11 protein-coding genes and 4 tRNA genes are annotated in these 16,277 nt (G+C 57.6%); 2 read left to right on the forward strand and 13 right to left on the reverse strand.

The window, feature by feature from the left end; translation table 11 throughout:
• Positions 1-37: 37 nt before the first annotated feature.
• The 10 genes from VJ956_RS08680 to VJ956_RS08725 form a co-directional block, all read right to left on the reverse strand.
• Entirely contained in the window at positions 38-1,891 is a 1,854-nt protein-coding gene (locus VJ956_RS08680; protein WP_324083859.1) for a SurA N-terminal domain-containing protein, read from the reverse strand.
• 111 nt (positions 1,892-2,002) lie between these two features.
• Positions 2,003-2,275, reverse strand: coding sequence for an HU family DNA-binding protein (locus tag VJ956_RS08685; protein ID WP_324083861.1), 273 nt, complete (start codon positions 2,273-2,275; stop codon positions 2,003-2,005).
• A 236-nt stretch (positions 2,276-2,511) separates the two neighbouring features.
• Positions 2,512-4,929 (reverse strand): endopeptidase La, encoded by a 2,418-nt coding sequence (gene lon, locus VJ956_RS08690; RefSeq protein WP_324083863.1) that lies wholly within the window; start codon positions 4,927-4,929, stop codon positions 2,512-2,514.
• 151 nt (positions 4,930-5,080) lie between these two features.
• Positions 5,081-6,364 carry an ATP-dependent Clp protease ATP-binding subunit ClpX gene (gene clpX / locus VJ956_RS08695; RefSeq protein ID WP_324083865.1) on the reverse strand — a complete coding sequence of 428 codons (1,284 nt, stop codon included), beginning with the start codon at positions 6,362-6,364 and terminating at the stop codon, positions 5,081-5,083.
• An 83-nt stretch (positions 6,365-6,447) separates the two neighbouring features.
• Positions 6,448-7,083: an ATP-dependent Clp endopeptidase proteolytic subunit ClpP gene (gene clpP / locus VJ956_RS08700; protein WP_324083867.1), complete on the reverse strand. Its 636-nt coding sequence runs from the start codon at positions 7,081-7,083 to the stop codon at positions 6,448-6,450.
• A gap of 188 nt (positions 7,084-7,271) precedes the next feature.
• Positions 7,272-8,579, reverse strand: a complete 1,308-nt coding sequence (gene tig / locus VJ956_RS08705; RefSeq protein ID WP_324083869.1) for a trigger factor — start codon at positions 8,577-8,579, stop codon at positions 7,272-7,274.
• A 210-nt stretch (positions 8,580-8,789) separates the two neighbouring features.
• Positions 8,790-8,874 (reverse strand) — tRNA-Leu (locus VJ956_RS08710).
• Positions 8,875-8,921: 47 nt separating this feature from the next.
• Positions 8,922-8,997 (reverse strand) — tRNA-His (locus tag VJ956_RS08715).
• A gap of 94 nt (positions 8,998-9,091) precedes the next feature.
• A tRNA-Arg gene (locus tag VJ956_RS08720) sits at positions 9,092-9,168 on the reverse strand.
• A gap of 33 nt (positions 9,169-9,201) precedes the next feature.
• Positions 9,202-9,278: transfer RNA gene (locus tag VJ956_RS08725), tRNA-Pro, on the reverse strand.
• Positions 9,279-9,444: 166 nt separating this feature from the next.
• On the opposite strand from VJ956_RS08725, the gene folD reads away from it, so the two are divergent.
• Positions 9,445-10,302, forward strand: a complete 858-nt coding sequence (folD, locus tag VJ956_RS08730) for a bifunctional methylenetetrahydrofolate dehydrogenase/methenyltetrahydrofolate cyclohydrolase FolD (RefSeq protein WP_324083871.1) — start codon at positions 9,445-9,447, stop codon at positions 10,300-10,302.
• A 108-nt stretch (positions 10,303-10,410) separates the two neighbouring features.
• The gene (locus VJ956_RS08735; RefSeq protein WP_324083872.1) at positions 10,411-11,472 is read left to right on the forward strand and encodes a lipase family protein; all 1,062 of its coding nucleotides are present in this window, start codon (positions 10,411-10,413) and stop codon (positions 11,470-11,472) included.
• A 28-nt stretch (positions 11,473-11,500) separates the two neighbouring features.
• Here VJ956_RS08735 and VJ956_RS08740 read toward each other — a convergent pair whose 3' ends face one another.
• The 3 genes from VJ956_RS08740 to VJ956_RS08750 form a co-directional block, all read right to left on the reverse strand.
• Entirely contained in the window at positions 11,501-12,070 is a 570-nt protein-coding gene (locus tag VJ956_RS08740; RefSeq protein WP_324083874.1) for a condensin complex protein MksE, read from the reverse strand.
• Positions 12,063-13,490: a hypothetical protein gene (locus VJ956_RS08745; protein WP_324083876.1), complete on the reverse strand. Its 1,428-nt coding sequence runs from the start codon at positions 13,488-13,490 to the stop codon at positions 12,063-12,065. The genes VJ956_RS08740 and VJ956_RS08745 overlap by 8 nt, the downstream gene beginning before the upstream one ends.
• Positions 13,483-16,277 (reverse strand): hypothetical protein (locus VJ956_RS08750; protein WP_324083879.1); only part of this gene is annotated, 2,795 nt, incomplete at its 5' end. The genes VJ956_RS08750 and VJ956_RS08745, both read right to left, overlap by 8 nt.

Here is a 16,277-nt window from a genome sequence, read left to right on the forward strand (position 1 = left end):
CGGACATAAAAAAAGCACCCTGAGGGTGCTTTTTTTATCAGCGCCGCTCGATCTCGGCCCGGTTTCGGAGGTAATCCTGATAGGCCTGATACTCAAACTGCCCGGCAACCGCCGCCAGAAACCCTTCCACCTGCTCGTACTCGGCACTGTCCCGATCAACGCTGCCCTGTTCCACGTTATCCAGCGCAATAATGGTAGCTTCGCTGGTGGTAACGTCGGAGCCGTACACCGGACCATTGTCGGGGCGCCTGAGAGAGAACACCGTTTGTAACACCGCAGGACTCAGTGACGGGTTATTACGACCCTGGTCCGTATAGGTGGTCCAGTCACCAAGAACCAGGGCAGAAGACTCCTCATCCCCTCTCAGTGCGGCAACGATGGAATCCGCCCGCTCACGCAGGGCTTCAACGGTTTTCTCACGGGCCAGCTGGTCGCGGATCTGAGCCGCCACATCTTCCAGCGGCCGCTGCCGTGCCTCGTAATACTCGGCCACCCGGGCCACAACCGACATATTGTCACCGACATCAATCAACTCGGTGTTGAAGCCGTCGTCCAGAACATCCTCTGAAAACAGCTGCCGGACAAGCCCTTCATGATCGAACGGTGGCTCCCCCCCATTCTCGCGGGTAATGCCTTCCTTGACACGAAGCTCAAGGCCGAGGCTTTCTGCCGGCGCCGTCAGGTTGTCTTCGGAATAGGCCTCGTCCGCAAGCTTTGTGCGGATTTCGGCAAACTGCTCGTTCGCCCGGGCAAGGGCCATCTCCCTGCGCAATCGCTCTTCCATCTCGGCAAGCGGAGGCACGGCGGAGCTGCGGATATCCGTGACCTTGATCAGGTGAACCCCGAACACGGTTGAAACCGGCTCTGAAATCTCACCTTCAGAAAGCGCAAACAGCGCCTCTTCAAAAGCCGGATCATATACCCCGCGGCCGGCGTACCCCAGATCCCCGCCCTGTTCGGCCGAAAAGGTATCGGTCGAATATTCCGTGGCCAGATCAGCAAATGCTTCACCATCCGCGAGGCGTTCCTGGATGGTCTGCATGGTGGCTTCAGCGTCAGCGCCGTCTTCAATCAAAATGTGCGAGGCCTTGCGCTCTTCCCTGGCAAGCTCTGAAGCACGTTCCTCATAATAGGCCTGCAATTCCTCATCGGTGATCGTCACTGTGTCGGCCAGGGCCTCCAGTGAAAGCACAATGTAGCGGGCGTCAACCTGCTCGGGCAGCCTGAAGTCTCCGGCATTCTCCTCATAGTAACTGGCAACTTCGTCATCCGTTACCGTCACCTGTTCTCGCACTGTCGACGCCGGAACCGTCAGGGTGCGGAAATCCCGGGTCTGATTCTCGATCGCCAGCAGTCGGGCGGAATTCTGGCTGGCAGAGAGACCGCTCTGCGAGATGCCCGCACGAATCTGGTTGATGACATACTGCTGGCGCATGTTTTCACGGAACTCGCCAACGCCCATCCCCATATTCCGGACCGCCGACACAAAGCGATCACGATTGAAAACGCCATTTACCTGGAACTGTGGCATCTGGGTAATCAGCGAATCTATATCAGCATCGGAAAGAGCCAGCCCCTGCTCCCTGGCCTCCTGGGTCAGGACCTTCTGCTGAATCAGGGACTGCAACACATCCCGGCGAATCTGGTCTTCATTCAGCAGTGACGGATCCGGGCGTTCCATACGCGAGAGGCGGCGCTGGCTTTCGAGCTGTACCAGGCGCATGAACTCGCGCTCGGTGATCTCTTCACCATTAACTGTGGCAACATCCGGTTCGCCGGAGAATCCGCCGATGATGGCGTCCATGCCCCAGAGGGACAATGAAACAATCAGAACACCAATGATGACTTTGGCAATAGTGCCCTGGGAATTTTCCCGAATATTTTGAAGCATGTTTCTCCCGGATCCCTGATCATTGTCGGTGAGGGCCACTTAACATAAAAAGGCGCATCCGGTCAGGAATGCGCCTTGGAGTTTTTCAGTGCTACAAACTGAAATCGTCCGTTATTTGACGGCGTCTTTCAGAGCCTTTCCTGCCTTGAAGCCCGGCACCTTGGAAGCCGGGATCCGGATCTCTGCCCCGGTCTGGGGGTTACGGCCAGTGCGTGCCGCACGTTCTTTTACCGAGAAAGTCCCAAAACCGATAAGGGTTACCTGGTCGCCTTTCTGAAGCGCTCCGGTTATGGAGGAAGTCATTGAATCCAGAGCACGGCCTGCCGCGGCTTTGGAAATATCTGCAGATTCTGCAATTGCATCAATTAGTTCGGACTTGTTCACGCTAAACCCCTTCGATTCTAGGTTGAAGATATTATGTGTGGTTTGTTGTTTCCTGAAAGCCCCGGACTATGGCATAAGCGATCAGAGAATTCCATTCTTCGATTTTGTTATTCCCTTGACTTGTGACCGGTGTCCGGAATAGGCGGAGAATGCCCGCGAGCCCTTGGTAACCGCTGCTTCGCCGGAAAACAGTTATACCAATGGGCTCTCTGGCATGTCAACTAAACGGTACGCGTCTAATGGGTATTTATCCGCTCGGCAATGTCGTTGTCGTCATCACGCGGGGTCGATGAGTCCGCCTCCGTGGCAGGCTTTTCAGCCCAGGGCTCAGGCGCGTATTCCAGCGCTATGTCGAGCACTTCATCAATCCACTTAGCCGGACGAATCTCCAGCGATTCTTTTATATTTTCCGGTATCTCTTTGAGATCCCTGACATTTTCGTCAGGAATAATAACGGTCTTGATACCGCCGCGATGAGCCGCCAACAGTTTCTCTTTCAGGCCACCGATGGGCAGAACCCGGCCCCGAAGCGTGATCTCGCCGGTCATCGCAACGTCTGCGCGAACGGGAATCTGGGTCAGTGCCGAAACCAGAGCGGTACACATGCCGACACCGGCGCTGGGGCCATCTTTTGGCGTTGCACCCTCGGGAACGTGGACGTGCAGATCGTATTTTTCGTGGAAATCATCCTTGATGCCAAGCCCTACAGCACGGCTTCTGACCACCGTAAGGGCCGCCTGGATGGATTCCTGCATCACATCACCGAGCGAGCCGGTCTTGATCACACGGCCCTTGCCACGGGTCAGCGCGCACTCCAGTGTCAGTAGCTCGCCACCAACCTGGGTCCAGGCCAGACCCGTTACCTGTCCGATCTGGTTATTTTCTTCGGCCAGACCGTATTTGAACTTCTGAACCCCCGAATAGTCTTCCAGCATTTCCGGGGTCAGCGCGACAGAGGGCTTGTCGCCGCTTTCGACGTGGTTCCTGACCACCTTGCGGCAGATCTTGGCGATCTCCCGCTCCAGCCCACGCACGCCGGCTTCACGGGTGTAGTAGCGGATCAGATCCCGCAAAGTCTGTTCCGGTACCTCAAGCTCATTCTTGCGCAGGCCATTGGCCTTGATCTGCTTCGGCACCAGATACTTGCGGGCGATGTTGACCTTTTCATCCTCGGTGTACCCCGGGATCCGGATAATCTCCATCCGGTCAAGCAGGGCATGGGGAATGTCCATGGAATTGGAGGTACAGACAAACATCACGTCTGACAGATCGTAATCCACCTCCAGGTAATGATCATTGAAGGTGTGGTTCTGTTCCGGATCCAGAACTTCCAGCAACGCCGACGCCGGGTCACCACGGTGATCCATGCCCATTTTGTCGATTTCATCGAACAGGAACAGCGGGTTTTTCACCCCCACCTTGGCGAGCTTCTGCAGCAGCTTGCCGGGCAAGGCGCCAATGTAGGTCTTGCGATGACCGCGGATTTCCGCTTCATCCCGGACACCCCCCAGCGCCATGCGGGTGTATTTGCGGTTGGTGGCACGGGCAATGGATTGCCCCAGAGAGGTTTTACCAACACCGGGCGGACCCACCAGGCACAGCACCGGACCTTTCACCTTCTTCACCCGGCTCTGCACGGCCAGGTACTCGAGAATACGCTTCTTGACCTCATCCAGGCCGTAATGGTCCTCATCGAGGATCTTGCGCGCCTTTTCGATGTCATGACGGACCCGACTGCGCTTTTTCCAGGGAATCGACAGCATCCAGTCGATATAGCCACGCACAACCGTGGCCTCGGCCGACATGGGAGACATCATCTTCAGCTTGTTCAGCTCGGCCTCGGTCTTTTTCAGGGCTTCCTCTGGCAGACTGGCTTCTTCCAGCTTCTGTTCCAGCTCTTCGAAGTCATTATTGCCCTCGCCCAGACTGCCCATTTCCTTCTGGATGGCCTTCATCTGTTCGTTGAGGTAGTACTCCCGCTGGCTGCGCTCCATCTGTTTCTTGACGCGGCCGCGGATCCGCTTCTCGACCTCAATCAGATCAATCTCGCCATCCAGTTTACCCAGCAGGATATCCACGCGCTTGCGGATATCCAGCGCCTCAAGCAGCTCCTGCTTCTCCGGAATCTTCAGTTCCAGGTGCGCCGCCATGGTGTCCGCCAGGCGTTCGAGCTCGGTAATGCCGGTAAGCGAGTTGGAGACCTCGGAAGGCACCTTGCGGGACATTTTGACGTACTTCTCGAACTCGTCCAGCAGGGTTTTAACCAGCACTTCCTGCTCACGGCCGGGCAGTGCGTCCTCATCGATGAGCGCGGCACGGCCGGCGAGATAGTCGTGTTCGGAAATATCGCTGATCCGGGCGCGGGCGTTGCCCTCCACCAGCACTTTCACGGTGCCGTCAGGCAGCCGCAGCATCTGCAGAACCGTCGCCAGGGTGCCCATATCGAACACATCTTTTGCCCCGGGCTCGTCGGTGGAAGCGTCTTTCTGGGCGACCAGAAGGATTTCCTTACCGCCCTCCATTGCCGCCTCCAGGGCCTGAATCGACTTTTCACGGCCAACAAACAGGGGCACTACCATGTGCGGGAACACCACTACGTCCCGAAGCGGCAGCAGCGGGTATTCTTGCATGGTTTCTTCAGGTATCAGGGTCATAGAAAATCCTCTGATGATATTTGATTGAGCATATCACCCTTCTTTGGGGCGACAGCAAAAAATACAATCTTTCTGGCGGACAACGCAGTGCAACACCGCATCAGGCACAAAAAAAGGGCGTTGCCGCCCCTTTTTACCAATTCGCCGGACCTCAGTCGTCCGGTACCGCCTTGGCGTGGTCGCTGTTGGCGTAGATCTTGAAGGGCTCTGACTGGCCCTTGATCACGCTTTCATCAATGACCACCTTGGACACATCATGTTCAGAAGGAATCTGGTACATGGTGTCCAGCAGTGTTGCCTCCATGATCGAGCGCAGGCCCCGGGCGCCGGTCTTGCGATCCATGGCCTTGTTGGCGACAGCGCGCAACGCGTCCTCACGGAAATCCAGCTCCACCCCTTCCATGTCAAACAGCTTCTGATACTGCTTGGTGAGCGCATTCTTGGGTTCTGTCAGAATCTGGACCAGCGCCGCCTGATCCAGTTCGGTCAGCGTGGCAATCACCGGCAAGCGACCCACAAATTCCGGGATCAGACCGTACTTAACCAGATCCTCGGTTTCGACATTCTTGATGATATCGCCAGTGTTTTTGGTGTCGTCCGGGCTCTTGACGGTTGCCGAGAAGCCAATGCTGCTGCGCTCGGACCGCTCCTGAATCACCTTGTCCAGACCGGCAAAGGCTCCGCCGCAGATAAACAGCATATTACCCGTATCCACCTGCAGGAATTCCTGCTGCGGGTGCTTGCGGCCGCCCTGGGGTGGTACCGAGGCGACCGTACCCTCAATCAGCTTGAGAAGAGCCTGCTGGACACCCTCACCGGAGACATCACGGGTGATGGACGGATTGTCGGACTTGCGGGAAATCTTGTCGATTTCGTCGATATAGACAATGCCACGCTGGGCCTTTTCAACGTCGTAATCACACTTTTGCAACAGCTTCTGGATGATATTTTCAACATCTTCGCCGACATAACCGGCTTCGGTCAGAGTCGTGGCATCGGCAATGGTGAAGGGCACATTAAGCATGCGGGCCAGGGTTTCCGCCAGCAGGGTCTTGCCGCTGCCCGTGGGCCCGATCAGCAAAATGTTGCTTTTGCCCAGCTCGACCTCGGCCTTGCCCTCGCCGTACCGCAACCGTTTATAGTGGTTGTATACCGCGACAGACAGCACTACCTTGGCGCGATCCTGGCCAATGACATATTCGTTCAGATTATCGCGGATTTCCGCAGGCGTCGGGAGGCGGTCACTGGCCTCTTCCTGAGCATTCTCCTGGATTTCTTCCCGGATAATGTCATTGCACAGGTCAACGCACTCGTCGCAGATGAACACCGAAGGCCCTGCAATGAGCTTACGGACTTCATGCTGGCTTTTTCCGCAAAACGAGCAGTAGAGCAACTTGCCGTTATCGTCGCCTCTGCCGTTTCTATCATCTGCCATTGAAATACCTCTGAACTTGGTTGCCAACGCAGATACTTGTTACGTTGGCCGGGATTTGTGCGATCACCTCGCAGTATTCAGTATTATTGATTCTGGGCGCGCTTATCAAGTATAGAATCAATCAGGCCGTAGTCTTTGGCCTGCTGCGGATCCATAAAGTTGTCGCGTTCGGTGTCCCTGGCGATTGTCTCCATATCCTGCCCGGTGTGCCTTGCCAGGATGGTATTGAGCGTATTACGGATCTTGAGGATTTCACGGGTATGGATCTCAATATCCGTTGCCTGCCCCTGGTAACCACCCAGCGGCTGATGGATCATCATCCGCGAGTTGGGCAGACACGCACGCTTGCCACTGGCGCCACCGGCCAGCAGGAACGCACCCATACTGGCGGCCTGACCCACACAGAGGGTGGCCACATCCGGCTTGATGAACTGCATGGTGTCGTAAATAGACAGGCCGGCCGTTACCGAGCCACCCGGGCTGTTGATGTAAAGGTGAATGTCCTTGTCAGGGTTCTCTGACTCCAGAAACAGCAACTGCGCGACAACCAGATTGGCCATGTGATCTTCCACCTGACCAACCATAAAGATCACCCGCTCTTTCAGCAGGCGGGAGTAGATATCAAACGAGCGCTCGCCCCGGGCGGTCTGCTCAATAACCATGGGGACCAGACCGGAGCTGGTAACCATTGCGGGGCCGTCAACTGGTTTCTGCGTCATAATGCGCGTGAACTCCTTATAAACTTCGAAAATGGCGACTGCTCGCCAGCGCGTTGCTGTTGTGTCCGACTGCACACTTTGCCAGTCACTCAAGTAGCCTGCCAGCAAAGGCTCCATATGAAAACAGCCGGACCTGCCAGCTGTTCTCCGGATCGGGCCTACCGGTACCTCGTACCAGCTTTGTGCTTTCAGTTCTGCTGTTGCTGTCCGGCCTGAATCGCTTCCTCGTATTTCATCGGCTTGTCCGTGACCGTGGCCTGTTCAAGAACCAGGTCGATCACCGCATCTTCAAGCACCGCGGACTCAATCTGCTGCTTCTGCTCCGGATTGCTGTTGAAGTGCGCAACAACTTCTTCTGGTTGTTCATACGTTGACGCAATTTCCTGGATCTTTGCATCTACCCTGGCATCGTCTGCCTTGAGGTCGTTTTTCTTGACCACTTCCTGAAACAGCAGTCCGGTTTTGACACGACGCTTCGCCTGCTCCTCGAAAATCTCCTTCGGCAGTTGCTGGAAATCAACCTGTCCGCCAAAACGCTGAACAGCGTCTTTGCGCAGACGGTCAATTTCCTGATCGGCCAATGCCGCCGGGACGTCGACTTCCGTGGTCTCCAGCAGTCCTTCAACAACGTCGTTCTTGACCTTGTTGGCAACCGCCTGCTTGAGTTCACGCTCCATGTTTTTCTGGACTTCGGCACGGAACGCCGCTTCATCATCAGCCTTGATGCCGAACTTTTCAAAAAATTCAGCGTTCAGTTCCGGTAACTGGGGCTCCTGGACATCATGGATCTTGATCTCGAACCTGGCCGGCTTGCCTGCCAGCTCTTCACTCTGGTAATCCTCGGGGAAGGTTACCTCGACCTCGAGTTCTTCACCCGCCCTGGCGCCGACAATGCCCTGCTCAAAGCCAGGGATCATCTGGCCGGAACCCAGGGTCAGTTTGTGGTTCTCGGCAGAACCACCCTCGAACTCTTCGCCGTCAATGAAGCCTTTGAAGTCAATCAGCACCACGTCCTCGTTCTTCGACTCGCGCGTGACGGACTTCATTGTGGCCTGCTGGCGACGCAGGTTCTCGATCATGTTGTCGACGTCTTCTTCGCCGATTTCAGCAACCGGCTTCTCGACGCTGATCTTGCTGAAATCACCCAGTTCGATTTCCGGCAAAACTTCGAAGATGGCTACAAACTCAAGGTCTTTGCCCTCTTCCATGGTCTTCGGTTCAAACCGTGGCCAGCCAGCCGGATTCACGTCCTGCTCCTGGATCGCCTTGACGTAATTGTCACGCATGACTTCGCCAACGATTTCCTGACGGACACTGTCACCGAAACGACGCTTGACCACACTCATCGGCACCTTGCCCGGGCGGAAGCCATTCATTTTGACGGTACGCGCGGTTTCCTGAAGGCGCGCCTGCACGGCCTGATCAATTTCCTGGGCGGGCACACCAATCGTCAGCCGACGTTCGATGTTGGAGGTCGTTTCAAGAGACGCTTGCATGGAAGATCCTCAAATTACAGATTCTGTAGGTGAATGAAAATATTGAAAAAAGGGCCAGCCGGACCGTTATTCCGCAAAGAGCCCAAAAATTGAAAGCACACAGTTTATCACGGTTTACCTTGCCGAGAGAATCATCGAATAACCGGACTTCAGGACAATGGCACCAGGAGTTGATCGGGATATGAAAGAAGAGAAAACCAGAATACAGAATGGTGCGAGCGGAGAGACTCGAACTCTCACGGGTTGCCCCACTGGAACCTAAATCCAGCGCGTCTACCAGTTCCGCCACGCTCGCACAGTGGAAAGCAGGAAGCTCAACCCGGAACCACTTCTTAAGGAAGTTGGGGTGGACGAAGGGGATCGAACCCTCGACCGCAGGAGTCACAATCCTGAGCTCTACCAACTGAGCTACGTCCACCACATCCAGACTGGTGCCGGGCAGATCCCGACAGATATTTCAGATTAACTTTGCCGATTCGGTGTCTCCGGGACGGATCAGACCGTCTGCGGTATGGCGCGCCCGGCAGGACTCGAACCTGCGACCACCGGCTTAGAAGGCCGATGCTCTATCCAGCTGAGCTACGAGCGCATGAACCGTTCGCCCACCTGAACATTCAGAAAGTGGTCGGGGTAGAGAGATTCGAACTCCCGACATCCTGCTCCCAAAGCAGGCGCGCTACCAGACTGCGCTATACCCCGTCTGACTGAACAACAGTAACCTCAGCAAAGTTGGCGCGCATATTACCGGCGCCACCCCGGCCCGTCAATACGCTTTTCGCCATTTACCCCGGGCAATTGGCTGACGACCGCAACCGTGAGACAATGCACCCGATCCTGATTCTCGCATAACCAACAAGACAAAGACATGACCGCTGAACTGATTGATGGAAAAGAAATCGCCGCAGGCGTACGCCAGCGCGTCGCCATGGGTACGGAAGCCAGACGCGCACAGGGTCTGCGGCCGCCAGGGCTGGCTGTGGTTCTGGTGGGCAACGATCCGGCCTCCCGGATCTACGTCGACAACAAGCGCAAGGCCTGCGACCAGGCGGGCATCATGTCCCTGTCCTACGACCTGCCGGCGGATGTCTCGCAGGAAACCCTGGAAGCCCTGGTGGATGAACTGAACGAGAACCCGGGTATTGATGGCATTCTGGTGCAGTTGCCGCTGCCGGAGCACCTGGATGCCGATCCGATACTGGTAAAAATCCGCCCGGACAAAGACGTCGACGGCTTCCACCCTTACAATATCGGTCGCCTGATGCAGCGCAAACCGACCTTGCGCCCCTGCACACCCGCAGGCGTGATTACCCTGCTTGACAGTGTGGGCACGCCCTACAAGGGCCAGCATGCCGTTATTGTGGGTGCCTCCAATATCGTCGGTCGTCCGATGACCATGGAATTATTACTCAAGGGCGCAACCGTCACGATCTGTCATCGTTTCACCAACAACCTGGAAAAATTCGTCGGCGAAGCCGATATTCTGATTGCCGCCGCCGGCAAGCCCGGGTTGATCAAGGGCAAGTGGATAAAACCGGGCGCAACTGTGATCGACGTGGGCATCAACCGCACGGACGATGGCAGGCTGCATGGTGATGTGGAATTTGCGGTCGCCGCGGAACGCGCCGCCTGGATCACGCCAGTGCCCGGTGGCGTCGGCCCGATGACCATCGCCACCCTGCTCCAGAACACCCTTTATGCCGCCAACGAGCTACACGCGGATTAACACCGGGTAGCACTGTGAGTGTGGGCGGTAGGCGAGAATTTGCGGCCCCCGGCGGCTCGCCTACAATAATAAGCAGGACAGGATGACTCTTAGCTTAGGGAGAATGCTATGAGCAAATATTTTGACGCCCCGCATCTGCTTGCCACTCCGCCAATTACCCGGGCAGCCTACTCGGACCGCACCTCGTGGATCATGGCCGAGCTTTCACGTCTGGTTTATGAACCGCTTCCGGAAGAAGTATCGGTGGTGAAGCTGGTATCCGAGATTCGCGCCGCTGTCGAGTCGGGCGGCTCCGAGGATGCGGTCGAGATGCTCGTGCGGCGGGCGCTTGACTCGGGCCAGGAAGTGTCATCCGACATCAGTACGATACTGGGACAGCATAACTTCGAATTCGTTGAGGGCTTTGCCCAGTCCGGCACCGAGGCGTTTCTGGCACGACTGAATCAGGTCGACGGCTCCGGACAGATGCTGATCCTGGTGTTCCGGGGCACCCAGCCCAACATCAGGGACGTGTTGACCGACATCAAGACCGATCTGGTGGCAGCGCCGGGCGGTGGCCGCATTCACCGGGGATTCCTCGAGGCATTCGATCAGGTCCGTGACCTGATCGAAGCCACCCTTACCAGCCACAAGGGCCCGCCCGTCTACATTGCGGGTCACTCGCTGGGTGGGGCCCTGGCCCTGATTGCGACCCGCTACCTCGAACGGGAAAGCACCGGGGCATGCTACACCTTCGGCGGCCCGAGGGTCGCAGACGACCGCTTCTTTGAAGGCATAAAGACGCCCGTTTACCGCGTGGTCAACGCGGCAGATGGCGTACCGCGCGTGCCATTCGGGTTCGGTCTCAAGCTTGTTCTCGGCGGACTGCGCCTGATCCCGCTGAACGGAACATTCCAGATATCCGAATGGCTCCGGCGGAATCTGGTCGGCTATACCCATTACGGCTCACTCATATTCCTGTCGACAGTCCCCACCGGCCCCGAATCCGACTCGACCACGCCCGGACACCGCCTGGTCCGGAAAAGCCCCAACTTCTTCTGGCGGTCGTGGCTGGTACTGAGGCGTTTACTGATGAGCTGGGGAAAGGCAGCCGCCGGTGATCACGCGATACGGGACTACGCCGAAAAGCTGAAACAGTACGCCCAGAGCCGGAACAAGCCCCAAGAGTAGTCGAAAGTAAAATCAGACAACGGCTGCGCTAGCCCCGTTCATACTCCCGGACCAGTTCCTGCAGAAAATAAAGACCGGCAGTACTGAGGAAGCAGCGACTGGCGCCAGAGCGAAACAGCAGGTTGCGCTTGTCCAGGTAGTCCATAGCTTCAGGCAGCCCCTTTTCAAAGCGGGCAGCCCTGAGGATCTCCTGGTATTCGTCATCGCCACTCAAAGCGACGAGGTCCTGCTCATTCAATCCGGCATCGGGACGGCCAAGATATTCAAGGTCCCGACCGCTGCGCGCGAAATAACGCCCGATAATCAGCAGTATCACCTGAACCCGGAAGGCGTTTTCATCGTGCTCTTCGTTCTCGTCGTCACTGCTTTCCTTGAGAAAGAAAAAGGCACCGGTCTCGTTGAACACCAGCTCGCTGCCAAGGTGCTCATAGAAGGTCCGGAAGTGGGACAGATGGTTGTAAAGCAGGTTATAGAGCGAATTGGCGCGCAGCTCGGAGCGGTTGCTGTCCCAGACGTCGCGCACAATCACCCGGCCGGCCTGGAATTCCCGGTAGATGGCTGCGCTGTGGGCGGGCAGAATCTGATCGAATTCAGGCATGGTATCGCTCTTGCTGGTTGATCGCGGCACTGGGTTCCAGACGGCGCCTGCGGTAAACGAACTGCTCGCCGTCGGATGACTGATCCAGGATCCGGAAACGGTTGGTGGTAATCACCTGCAGCCCCTCCGGTGGCGAGTTCACCAACCGGTTCAGCGCCGCCAGCAGATCCGGGAAACGGTAACCGGGAATGAAGCCGTCCAGGCGGCCATGCAGCTCCCGCACCAGATCCGTGGTCGGCCGCAGCTCCAGGGTTTCGAGCCACTGATACAGCTGGTTGATGCGCTGGACATCAATGCGGGTATGGCGACCGCTGCCGTCCACTTCCTGCAGAACCGGCACCTCGGCTTTGCGGCGAAGATCATTCAGGCGCAGCTCCAGTTCGCTGAACAATAACCGGTAGTAGCTGGACGACTGGCCGAAGGCATAGTGCTTCGGGCGCTGCTGGGCCCGCAGGCCAATCAGGAAACCGGTGCTGCGGGCAAAGTCCCCGCCCTCCAGCCATTTTCGTTTCAGGCTGAGGGTCTCGGTTTCGCCCTTGAGCTCCTGCAGTTTGCCGAAGAAATGCTCCATGGCGTTGTACTGCACCATGCCCTGGCGAGTCTTGCGCAGGAAGTGCTCCACCTCCTGGGCCACCGCCTGAATCGGTTTGTACAGGGCGTTGAGACTGATCGAAGAACGGAACAACTGGTCCGCCAGGCTGTTGTCGCCGTGGCTTTCCAGCAGCCGCACCATGGCCTCGACGGTCTCGAACAGGTTACTGCCGTCGGGCAGTCGCGTGTCCGGGTTCAGAAACACCAGGGTGGGCTTGATGTGGCGTTCATAGAGCGTAACGATCTGCTCGAACAGGTTCTGGCGGAACTCCAGGTATTTCTCCGGCGCCCGGCTGGCATCGCCGGACAGGTCCGCAAGCTGCACACTGATGGTCTGCATGCGCAGCACATTCTGGCGTAGCAGGCCAATGAGCTGGCTGACCCGCTCGTTCAGGTCGTCCCGCAGCTCGGTGTAGTCCGGGTCCGCGTTGCTGAAGCTGCTGATTTCCAGCCGATTACGCACATCCCGCAGGGTCACCAGATGGCCTCTCAGCCTGGCGTCGGTCAACTCCTGGTAAAGCGACGCGTTGCAGGCCCGCATCAGGCTGATCAGGGCATCCTGGAACACCAGTCGCCGCTCGCCCTCGGCCTTGATGATGTCGATCACCAGCCCGCTGCGGAACAGATTGTCGGTATTCAGTGCCAGCCGCACCCGGTCCCGGTCGGCATTACCCAGGGTGCGGGTGTAGTCCATTACCTCGGCCACCAGATCACTTTCACGAATGTATCGGGCCTCGTTGCGGTCCATCCGCTCGATCATCCGGAACAGAATCCTCGGGTGCTCGAACAGCAGCCGGACGGTGTCCAGGGTGCTGAAGCGTTTACTCATCCGCCGGCTCCAGCAGGCTGTTCTGGGTCTGGTCAGCCCAATGGCTCACGGGCTCGCCGTTGGTGAAACCCTCGGCACCACCCCAGAACACCAGGGTGCGCTGCGGGCTGTAGGGGCGGGAGGTGCGCATCTGCCCCACTTCCAGGTGCCGGCCGATCAGGTAAATCACTTCCGCGCTGGCACTGTGGGTGGCCGCCGAAAACAGGTTGAAGCCCTGCTTGCGCAGGCGCTCCAGTAACGATGGCATCTGGCTGATGTCGACGCTGGCCAGCTCGTCCAGCACCATGGGGAATGACAGTTGCACGCCGGGATACAGCACCCGCTTCAGCAGCCGGTACACCAGCTCCAGATTGATCAGTGCCGTGGTGGAGGTGGACTGACCCTTCCGGTCCAGATTGGCAGTGTTTTCCTTGCGGGTGCGGTAGGAGATACCGGTGATAACCCGGTCCATGGTCAGGCGCTTGCTGCCGCCCTGGTCCCCGAAAAAGTCCGCCACAAACACCCGCAAACGGTCGTAGAAGGCATCGGACTGCAGCTGGTTGCCATAAGGGTCGATGTTGTTGGCTTCTTCCACCAGGTTGCGGAATTTCGGATCGGTGTGGATATCCACCCGGATTTCCACCAGATCATTGATGCGCACGCCGTCCAGTTCACGATTGAGCTGGGTTTCAAAACGGGCAATATGTTCGTGGTTGGATTTCAGCGCCTGGCGGTAGCTGGCCACGGTCTCGTTATGGATCCCGACCTGCTGTTCCAGCACATGCCAGCGTTCTGCCATACCCGCAAACAGATCCGACAGGCTTTTAAAAGTCTCACGAATGACTGAAGACGCCGGGCTGTCCTTCTGCAGCTCGCCGTCAGCGTCTTCATGAATGCCCAGATACACGAACTGACGCAGGTGGTCGAGAATACTGCGACGGCGCTCTTCGAGGTCATCCAGCCGGGTTTGCAGGTCATCGAACGCGGCGACAGACACCTGCTCAATATCCAGCGGCTGCTCAGCCGTAACGACTTTCAGATGCGGGAACCGGTGCGCCACGGTTCCGACACTGCGGCTGAGACCCGCCAGTTCCCGCTCCCGCTCTTCGACTCGCTCTTTTTCGGCTCTGGCCCGGGCGGCCTTTTGCTGCACGGCATCCTGCTTCTGCTGCTCCAGCCGGGCCTGCTCGTCCAGTCTGGCCAACTGTTCTTCAGCCGCCTGCTTTTCCCCGGTGGCGTCCCGCAGGGTGGTCGCGGCTGCCGGGTATCGGCTCAGGGTGTCCAGGTCTTTCTCGATGGCACGGATGTCTTTTTCCGTGCGCTCGATCAGCCGGGGCCTGTCGTGTTCCTGATTGGTGGTGTCCGCCAGCTCGGAACGTTCCTTTTCCAGCCCATGAAGCTCTCCCTCGATGTGCCGGCGCTGCTCGGCGAAGTTGCTCTGCCGCGTCGGCTGGGCCGGGTATTCGGCATCGAACCAGTCAAAGCCTTTGGCATTGGGCACAAACAACCGGGCAAAGGCTTCGATCGCGGCCCTGGTGTCGGCATCCAGATCCTGCCCCGGACTGGCCATCACCAACCGGGGGTCCACAGCCTGCAGCGGTGCCGCAGTGGCCTCGTCCAGCTGGTTCTGCAACTGCCATCGTTGCCTGCTTTCACGTTCTTTCAGATTTTCGAGCTTGCGCTCCAGTTTCTGCTTTTCGTGCTGAATCTGCTCCAGCCGGATTTCCGCCTGGGCGGCACTCTTCAATGCCGCCAGATGCCCTTTCCTGCTCACGAGTTCCTCTCGCTGGATGTCCTCGATTTCCTGCAGGGTAATGTCACCATATTGGGACAGCAGCAGATCGCCGTCTTTCTGATTCTGTTCGGACTGTTTGATGCGACGGTCGGCGGAACGGATCTCGCCCTTCAGGCCCTCCGACTCCTGTTCCAGTTTCTTCAGGGCCTGCAGCACATGGCGCAGAATGTCGTTCTGTTCATTGAACGCCTCTACCGCCGCTTTGCGTCTGGTGCCAATATCCTCCAGGGCATTGGCCACGCCATCCCGAAACGCCGCAAACTCATGCTGGCTGCGAAGCAGGCTCTGATAGGCCTGATAATCCCGGTAAAGCTTGTCAAATCGGGAACGCTCTTTCTCGATCCGGTTCAGTTGGGTTTGTTGCTGCTTTAACTGGTCATGCCGATTGAGGAAGTCATCAATATTGAAATCAAAGGCGTCGTCAGCAAACTTCTTGTCCGCCTCGATAATGCTGGCCACCGCGTTGGCCATGGCCTGATCGTCCGCCTTCATTTCGAACAGCAGCAGAATCAGCGTGCGCAGCGACTGCACCCGGCGCTCGTCAGACTCACCCAGGGGCAGCACGGAATAGCGCACCGCATCCGCGTTCATCAACTCGCTGCTGTACAGCATCTGCTTGAGTCTGGCCGGGTCATTCACCAGCCGGGTTTCTCTGGAGAGCTTTTTCAGGGTCTCTGACAGGCGGCTGAACGACAGCTCCGGCACCGCCTGGCCGATACCGTCCTCATCGTCACCGTTCCAGAACAGCGGCCGCAGCTGGTCATAACCCACCGGCACAAAGGCACGACCGTAGCTGAGCTGGCTGGCGCTGTCGCGGTACAGAATCTGGCAATGCACCCCGGCCGGGTTCTCGGCTTCCATGATCAGGAAACTGAACTGGCTGGGGAAGTAATGCTGGTAGCTTTCCTCATTGGTGTAAAAGCTGCCGGCGCTGGCATTGCGGAAGGCGAACTTCTTGCGGCTGTTCTTGAAGTTGTTCTCCGGCAACAGGAACAGACGCAGGGAGTTAAGCA

It is taken from the genome of Marinobacter sp., from assembly GCF_035268745.1.
Classification (GTDB): Bacteria; Pseudomonadota; Gammaproteobacteria; order Pseudomonadales; family Oleiphilaceae; genus Marinobacter.

Coding starts and splice junctions, on each gene's coding strand:
- clpP (WP_324083867.1), bottom strand. CDS start 7,083: ATGACGCAGAAACCAGTTGACGGCCCCGCAATGGTTACCAGCTCCGGT.
- tig (WP_324083869.1), bottom strand. CDS start 8,579: ATGCAAGCGTCTCTTGAAACGACCTCCAACATCGAACGTCGGCTGACG.
- VJ956_RS08745 (WP_324083876.1), bottom strand. CDS start 13,490: ATGAGTAAACGCTTCAGCACCCTGGACACCGTCCGGCTGCTGTTCGAG.
- VJ956_RS08740 (WP_324083874.1), bottom strand. CDS start 12,070: ATGCCTGAATTCGATCAGATTCTGCCCGCCCACAGCGCAGCCATCTAC.
- clpX (WP_324083865.1), bottom strand. CDS start 6,364: ATGGCAGATGATAGAAACGGCAGAGGCGACGATAACGGCAAGTTGCTC.
- lon (WP_324083863.1), bottom strand. CDS start 4,929: ATGACCCTGATACCTGAAGAAACCATGCAAGAATACCCGCTGCTGCCG.
- folD (WP_324083871.1), top strand. CDS start 9,445: ATGACCGCTGAACTGATTGATGGAAAAGAAATCGCCGCAGGCGTACGC.
- VJ956_RS08680 (WP_324083859.1), bottom strand. CDS start 1,891: ATGCTTCAAAATATTCGGGAAAATTCCCAGGGCACTATTGCCAAAGTC.
- VJ956_RS08735 (WP_324083872.1), top strand. CDS start 10,411: ATGAGCAAATATTTTGACGCCCCGCATCTGCTTGCCACTCCGCCAATT.